Source organism: Nonomuraea sp. NPDC049784, assembly GCF_040659615.1.
GTDB lineage: Bacteria > Actinomycetota > Actinomycetes > Streptosporangiales > Streptosporangiaceae > Nonomuraea.
This window is the reverse complement of record NZ_JBFAMX010000611.1, coordinates 1-6,190: the sequence shown is the minus strand read 5'-3', so window position 1 is coordinate 6,190 and position 6,190 is coordinate 1. Positions and strand designations below refer to the sequence as shown.

The 6,190-nt window shown below is 70.3% G+C and carries 6 protein-coding genes and 1 pseudogene; 2 read left to right on the top strand and 5 right to left on the bottom strand.

The features are described 5' to 3' along the window. Both AB0J09_RS53480 and AB0J09_RS53475 read right to left on the bottom strand, forming a co-directional pair. Window positions 1-180: pseudogene (locus AB0J09_RS53480) on the bottom strand (DNA-binding response regulator); the annotation flags it as partial. Next, entirely contained in the window at window positions 177-1,274 is a 1,098-nt protein-coding gene (locus AB0J09_RS53475) for a histidine kinase (protein WP_360709819.1), read from the bottom strand. The pseudogene AB0J09_RS53480 and the gene AB0J09_RS53475, both read right to left, overlap by 4 nt. Before the next feature lie 429 nt (window positions 1,275-1,703). Between AB0J09_RS53475 and AB0J09_RS53470 the strand changes: the two genes are divergently transcribed. Then, window positions 1,704-2,270 (top strand): nuclear transport factor 2 family protein, encoded by a 567-nt coding sequence (locus AB0J09_RS53470; RefSeq protein ID WP_360709817.1) that lies wholly within the window; start codon window positions 1,704-1,706, stop codon window positions 2,268-2,270. Between the two features lie 131 nt (window positions 2,271-2,401). Here AB0J09_RS53470 and AB0J09_RS53465 read toward each other — a convergent pair whose 3' ends face one another. The 3 genes from AB0J09_RS53465 to AB0J09_RS53455 form a co-directional block, all read right to left on the bottom strand. Then, window positions 2,402-2,647: a hypothetical protein gene (locus tag AB0J09_RS53465; RefSeq protein ID WP_360709815.1), complete on the bottom strand. Its 246-nt coding sequence runs from the start codon at window positions 2,645-2,647 to the stop codon at window positions 2,402-2,404. A gap of 471 nt (window positions 2,648-3,118) precedes the next feature. Continuing rightward, window positions 3,119-3,778, bottom strand: coding sequence for an FCD domain-containing protein (locus tag AB0J09_RS53460; RefSeq protein WP_360709813.1), 660 nt, complete (start codon window positions 3,776-3,778; stop codon window positions 3,119-3,121). Between the two features lie 89 nt (window positions 3,779-3,867). Continuing rightward, window positions 3,868-4,923, bottom strand: coding sequence for an ADP-ribosylglycohydrolase family protein (locus tag AB0J09_RS53455; protein WP_360709811.1), 1,056 nt, complete (start codon window positions 4,921-4,923; stop codon window positions 3,868-3,870). 74 nt (window positions 4,924-4,997) lie between these two features. On the opposite strand from AB0J09_RS53455, the gene AB0J09_RS53450 reads away from it, so the two are divergent. Continuing rightward, window positions 4,998-6,190: CocE/NonD family hydrolase (locus AB0J09_RS53450; RefSeq protein ID WP_360709809.1), on the top strand; the 1,193-nt coding region annotated here is incomplete at its 3' end.

Sequence of the window (6,190 nt, the reverse complement as noted above, 5' to 3'; positions counted from 1 at the left end):
GTCGGCCTCGCGGCCCAGCTCGACGGCGGCTCGGCCGTCGGCCGCCTCCCCGGCCACCTCGATGTCGTCGTACAGGGAGAGCATGGTGGCCCAGCCGGAGCGGATGAGAGGCTCGTCGTCGGCCAGCACCACGCGGATCACCCGGCCGCCGCCTGCCACGTGCCGGTCTCCTCCGCTCACCCGGGCAGCGTCGCCTTCACCCGCCACGTGCCGTCCACCTCCTCCCGCTCGAACGCGCCGCCCGCCAGACGTGCCCGCATCCGCATCCCCACCAAGCCGCGCCCTTCCCCCGCAGGCGCGGTCGCGGCCACCTCGTTCTCGACGACGAGCACGACCGCCTTCCCGCCACGCCTCCCCTTGGGACCTCCGCCGACCGCGGTTCCGCCGGGGTCGGCGCGGTCCCGTACGGCCAGGTCCAGCCGGACAGGCCCACGCCCGTGCTTGAGCGCGTTGGTGACGGCCTCCCTGGCGATCGCGTACGCCGCCCGCGACGTCCCCTCCGGCAGCCGGTCCACCGGGTCGGCACGGCACTCCACGTCCAGCCCGTGAACGAGCGCACCGAGGGCCGCCAGCGTGGGCGCCTGCGCCGTGCTGCCCTCGTCGAGCACCCGCAGCAGCACGTCCAGCTCCTGCTGCGCGTCACGCGCGGTGCTCACCAGGTGGTCGAGCGAGCGCTCGGCCACCGGTACGGTCTCCGGCCGCCCCAGGGCCGCCTGGGCCGCCATGGCCTGCACCAGGACCACGCTGAGCGCGTGCCCCACCGAGTCGTGCAGCTCCAGCGTCAGGCTCTGGCGGCGGCCGAGCACCTCGATCACCAGCGACGGGTCGGAGCGCAGCAGCCTGCGCGCCACCCGCTGCTGCCCGGCCGCCACGAGCACCATCGCCGCCAGCACGACCACGATCATGACGGACACCTGCGCCAGATCCCCGTGAGCGGCCTGCGGGCGGGTGAGTGCGGGCGCGAGCGCCAGCGCCCCGGCACTCAGCGTGGCCCCCACGAACAGATGCAGCGCCGTCAGCACCCGCAGGTAGACCGGGTCGGTGCGCTCCGGCACGGCCACGCCGAGCAGCTCCGACAGGGCGATGACCTCCAGACGCGGCACCGGGGGCAGGCACGCCACGAGCGCCGACGCGGGCAGGCACGCCGCCCACAGCAGCAGCACTCGGGCCGGCGACACCTCCGTCACCAGCACCAGCGCCAGGACCGCCGCCGCGGGGGTCAGCAGCGCGGCGCCGAGCAGCTGGTAGAGCAGCGCCTTCCAGGGAATGGTCACGGCTCCCGACGCTAACCGGGCAGCTCAGAGACCACCTCCCCCGCGCGGGGGAACCGGCTGCCGTTCTGGCGTATCGGCTGCGTAGCCGGCAGGCCGGAGGCTATGCTCCAGTCTCCACCGGTGGATAGACGTGCGGGCTCCGATGGGCCGCCGGCAGCACGCAACGTCGTCCTGACTCGACGTCGGCGCAACGTTCGGCGTCCTCGCGCTGCGGGAGAGGTTCGGGATTCGCCTGGATTCGCGGCACTGGACGGACGCTATCGGCGGTGCCCAGTGAGCTGGTCGCGCGGCGGCAACGATCAAAGCTCTGACAGGTCTCACCAATTCCAGTGAACCGTTACCGTGAGTAATACCCTGACCAGGTAAAGGCGCCGTGCGGAGTGGCCAAATCCCGCATTCGCCCATGACGGGCGCGGGCATCAAGCGGCCATGACCAAGATTTCTCAGCGCAGGGCGCTGCTACTGGCGGCTGTCGTCCCTGCCCTCCTGGTCGCGGGCTGTGCCGCGGGCGGTAACGGTACGCAGGCGATGAAGGGGGCGGCGAGCCCGGCGACGCCGACGGAGGAGATGTCGCCCGACGAGACAGAGAACGAGTCCCCGGCGGAGACGGGGAGCGAGGGCGCCACGCCGAGCGAGACGCGCACCGGCGCCGGGCTGCCGCGCTCGGCCATCGAGAACTTCTTCTCCGCGCTCAAGTCCGGGAACCTGGACCAGGTCGTCAGCGCGTTCGCCAGCACAGCGGTGGTCGAGCTGGACGGTGAGGCCACGGCGGACAGCACCCAGGCGATCCGCAGCCTCTTCCAGAAGCAGCTCCAGGGTGGGACCGAGCAGCAGGCCACGCACACCGTCGAGGACGTGCGCACGATCAGCGACAAGGACGCCGTCGTCCGTTCGACGAGCAAGGCGGGGAGCCAGACCCGCCGCGAGCTGTTCCTGCTCATGCAGGACAGCGGGGACTGGAAGATCTCGGAGTTGATGAACAACCAGCCGTCCTGACTCGCGGCTGAGCGCGGCGGGGAAGGCGTGGAGTTCAGGCGCCCGCGCGAAGCCGGTCGGCAATGGGGAGCATTACGGGGCCGCTTCATGACCGCGTAAATCGACATTTACCGCGATATTTATTGAACGGGCTAAGTCTGCGGGGTGTCGCCGGGAATGCGAGGAGTGATGCGGCGCTGGTCGACGAGCGCCAGATACACGGCGAAGGCGCCGCGCGCCCACATTTCCGCCTGTCGCGTCGTCAACCTGATCTCCTCGCCCTCGTGCGATACGATCATGTATCCACCCCAAGAGGTCCGACGCCACGCGACCAATACGTTCTCGTAAACGAGCACGTCGAGCATCGCAGTCAGATATTCGCGTCCGGCGGCGGACACGGCGCAAGCCTCCTCGCTCCTCGCCGAATTCTCGCCTCAACTCCATTGTGCGCGTCTCACCGGGAAATGTCGCAGGACCTTGGCAGTCCCATGAAGAGAATTCTTCCTGCGGGCCGTTCCCGCGGTGATTACGCCGTCACCGCAGGGGCAGAGGGCCGTTGCCCCGTGCCATGAGGCCGCTGAGTGGGGCTTGGGTATATCGCCGGGGTGTGCCTGCGACGCCGCTGTGAAGCGGCACCACGTCGCGGCCCACCCCGGTCTCCAATCGGTGGCCTTCGTATTCGACGGATCAGCGGCACCCGCACAGCGGCGCCACACACCCTTCGCCCCGAGGACCGCGACCGTGGACGGTGGGATGGGCGCTCTCCCGCCGTCTGAGGGTCTCTAGGGGAGGAGGTCTGGACACACGCGAGGGGTGGCGTCGGAGGGCGGGGCGAGTGCTCCGAGGGGCGGCTCAGGCCATGGGGGCGTTCAGAGGCCGAGTTCCTGGCGGTCCAGGATGGAGACGGAGACGGAGACCGCTCTGGTCGCGTCGCCGTCCTCGATCGCGCGCAGCAGGTCGTCGTGGGAGCTGTCCAGGTAGAGCGCCGCCTGCTCCTGGGGCCTGACGCTGTCGCGCAAGGCGTCGCTCATGCTGCGGTAGAGGTCGGCGAGGAGCGCGTTGTGCGCCGCGTCCGCCACCAGCACGTGGAACTCCACGTCCGCGTCCGCGAACCCGTCGAGGTCGCCCGCCTGGCCGGCCGCCTCCCTGCGGCCGAGCGTCTCGCGCAGCGCGGTCAGGTCTTCCTCCGTGCGCCTGCCCGCGGCGAGCCTGGCCGCGACAAGGTCGAGGCCGCGGCGCACGTCGATGATGTCCATGGCGGCCGCCGTGTCGAGCCGCCGGCGCAGGGCGACCTTGGACTCGTCGGTGGCGGTCACGTACGTGCCGTCGCCCTGCCGGGTGTGCAGCAGCCCGGCGTGGGCCAGGACGCGAACCGCCTCGCGTACGGACAGCCTGCTCATGCCGAGGCTCTGCGCGAGCTGGCTCTCGGAAGGGATCTTGGTGCCGACCGGCCACACCCCGCGCGCGATCTCCCTGCGGAGCTCGTCGATGGCGGCGTCCACGAGCGAGGTCCGAGCGACGTTTCGCATGCACCTTCTCCTCATCGGGTGGAGAACCCCAGCCTAGACGCCGACCGGCGACCCGGCGCGGAAGCCGGCGCGTAACGATGTGATCTTCGTTACTGGGCCAGCTCCGTGGCGAGGCGTTCGATCGTGTCGCGGCCCTCCAGCGGCCGTAGCCAGGCGTTCGGCAGGGCGGCGACGCCGTGGACGGCGCCGAGCAGGTTACCGCACACCGAGCCGGTGGAGTCGCTGTCTCCCGAATGGTTGACGGACAGCAGGAGCGCGCGTTCCACGGAGGGCTCGGCCAGGGCGCAGTACACGCCGATGGCCAGCGCCTCCTCGGCCACCCACGCGCCGCCCAGCGACTCGACCCGCTCCGGCGAGTGCTCGCCGCCGGCGGCCAGCTCCACGGCCGCGCGCAGTGCCGCGGTGGTCTCGTCGTGCGCCGGGTACGTGGCCAGCAGTTCCAGGGTGCTGTGGACGGCCGGCTCCAGCGGCTCGCCCGCCACGAGGTGCGCGACGATCGCTGCGAACGCCCCCGCCGCCAGGTAACCGGTCGGGTGCCCGTGCGTGATCTGCGCGCAGGCCGCCGCCACCTCGAACGCCTCCCGGGGGTGTGGCGCGATCAGGCCGAAGGGGGCCGAGCGCATGACGGTGCCGCAGCCCTTCGAGTTCGGGTTCACCGGGCCCGGCCGGCCCAGCGGGGACGGACCGGGGAACGGCTTGTGGAGGCCTGACAGGCAGGCGTTGCCCGGGGCCCTCCGCGAGTACAGCCAGCCCTCCTCACGCAGCCGCCCCGTGCGGTGAGGGCGGTCCGCCGGCGGGGGAGTGCGGTGGTCCTGGGTGTCGAGCCAGCGCAGGTACGCCTGCCGGACCGCCTCCACCACCAGCGCCTCCCCGCGTCCGGACCCGCCCCGTTCCAGCGCGTCGCCATCGCCCGAGGTGAGTGGGCCGCCGGCGCGGAGGAGGCCCTCCACCGTGAAGAGGGTCATCTGGGTGTCGTCGGTGATGAGGCCGGACTCACCGCACCACGTCGTCACATATCCGGTGATGCCTTCCGCCCCGTGATCCCTGCGGATCTCCCGCAGCGACTGGAACTCGATCGGCGCTCCCAGCGCGTCGCCGATCGCGCCGCCGAGGAGGCAGCCCCGGACTCGATCCACTACGTCCATACCGGAAATCTTGTCAGCTCTCCGGCGGTCTGAGAGATTGCGGTGTATTTGGTCAACTGTCCCGGAGGTCACGCGTGCCACAATTACGACCGGCCTTCCTCGCCGTCGCCCTCACCTTGGCGATCGCGACTCCTGCCCAGGCGGCAGCCGCACCCACGATCACCGTCGAGAACGGCCGTACGCAGCCGGTCTTCTCCTACGCGGACGCCGTCCGCGAGCACGTGTACGTCGAGTCGGCCGTCGACAGCGACCTGGACGGCAAGCTCGACAAGGTACGGGTGGACATCATCAGGCCCAAGGAGTCCGGCCCGGGACTCAAGGTGCCGGTGATCATCGATGAGAGCCCGTACTACGACAACTCGGGCCGCGGAAACGAGTCAGAGCGCAAAATTTATGACGCCGACGGAAATGTCGCGAAATTCCCGCTCTTCTACGACAACTACTTCGTCCCCCGCGGCTACGCCGTCCTCAACGTCGACATGCTCGGCACCACCAGATCAGAGGGCTGCCCGGACATCGGCGGCAAGGCGGACGTGCTGGGCGGCAAGGCGGTCATCGACTGGCTGAACGGCCGCGCCAAGGCGGTCAAGGACGACGGCACCCCGGCCGTGGCCGACTGGACGACGGGCAAGGCCGCCATGATCGGCAAGTCATACGACGGCACCCTGGCCAACGCCGTCGCCGCCACCGGGGTCGAAGGCCTGAAGACCATCGTCCCCATCTCGGCGATCAGCTCCTGGTACAAATACCAGCGCTCCAACGGCGTCATCTACAACCACGACTACGCCTCCTGGCTGGCCGACTACGTCGACACCGACCCCGAGGCCAAGTGCCGGCCAGTACGCGACAAGATGGACGCCGAGGACGGCGACGACACGGGTGACTACAACCCGTTCTGGGCCGAGCGCGACTACATCAAGGGCCTGCTCGGCGACGCCTCCAAGGTCAAGGCCAGCGTCTTCGTCGTGCACACGGTCAACGACCTCAACGTCAAGCCCGACAACTTCTCGACCTGGTGGAAGGCCCTGTCCGACAGGAACGTGCCGCGCAAGATCTGGGTCGGCCAGACCCAGCACGTGGACCCGTTCGACTTCGAGGGCCGCAGGGCGCTCTGGGTGGACACCCTGCACCGGTGGTTCGACTACTGGCTGCACGGCGTACGCAACGGGATCATGAACGCCAACACCGTCAGCGGACAGCAGGTCGGCCTCGATGCCGATCGCGTCGGGCAGTTCGGCGGCGATCTCGCGGGCCCGCCGGCCTCTGC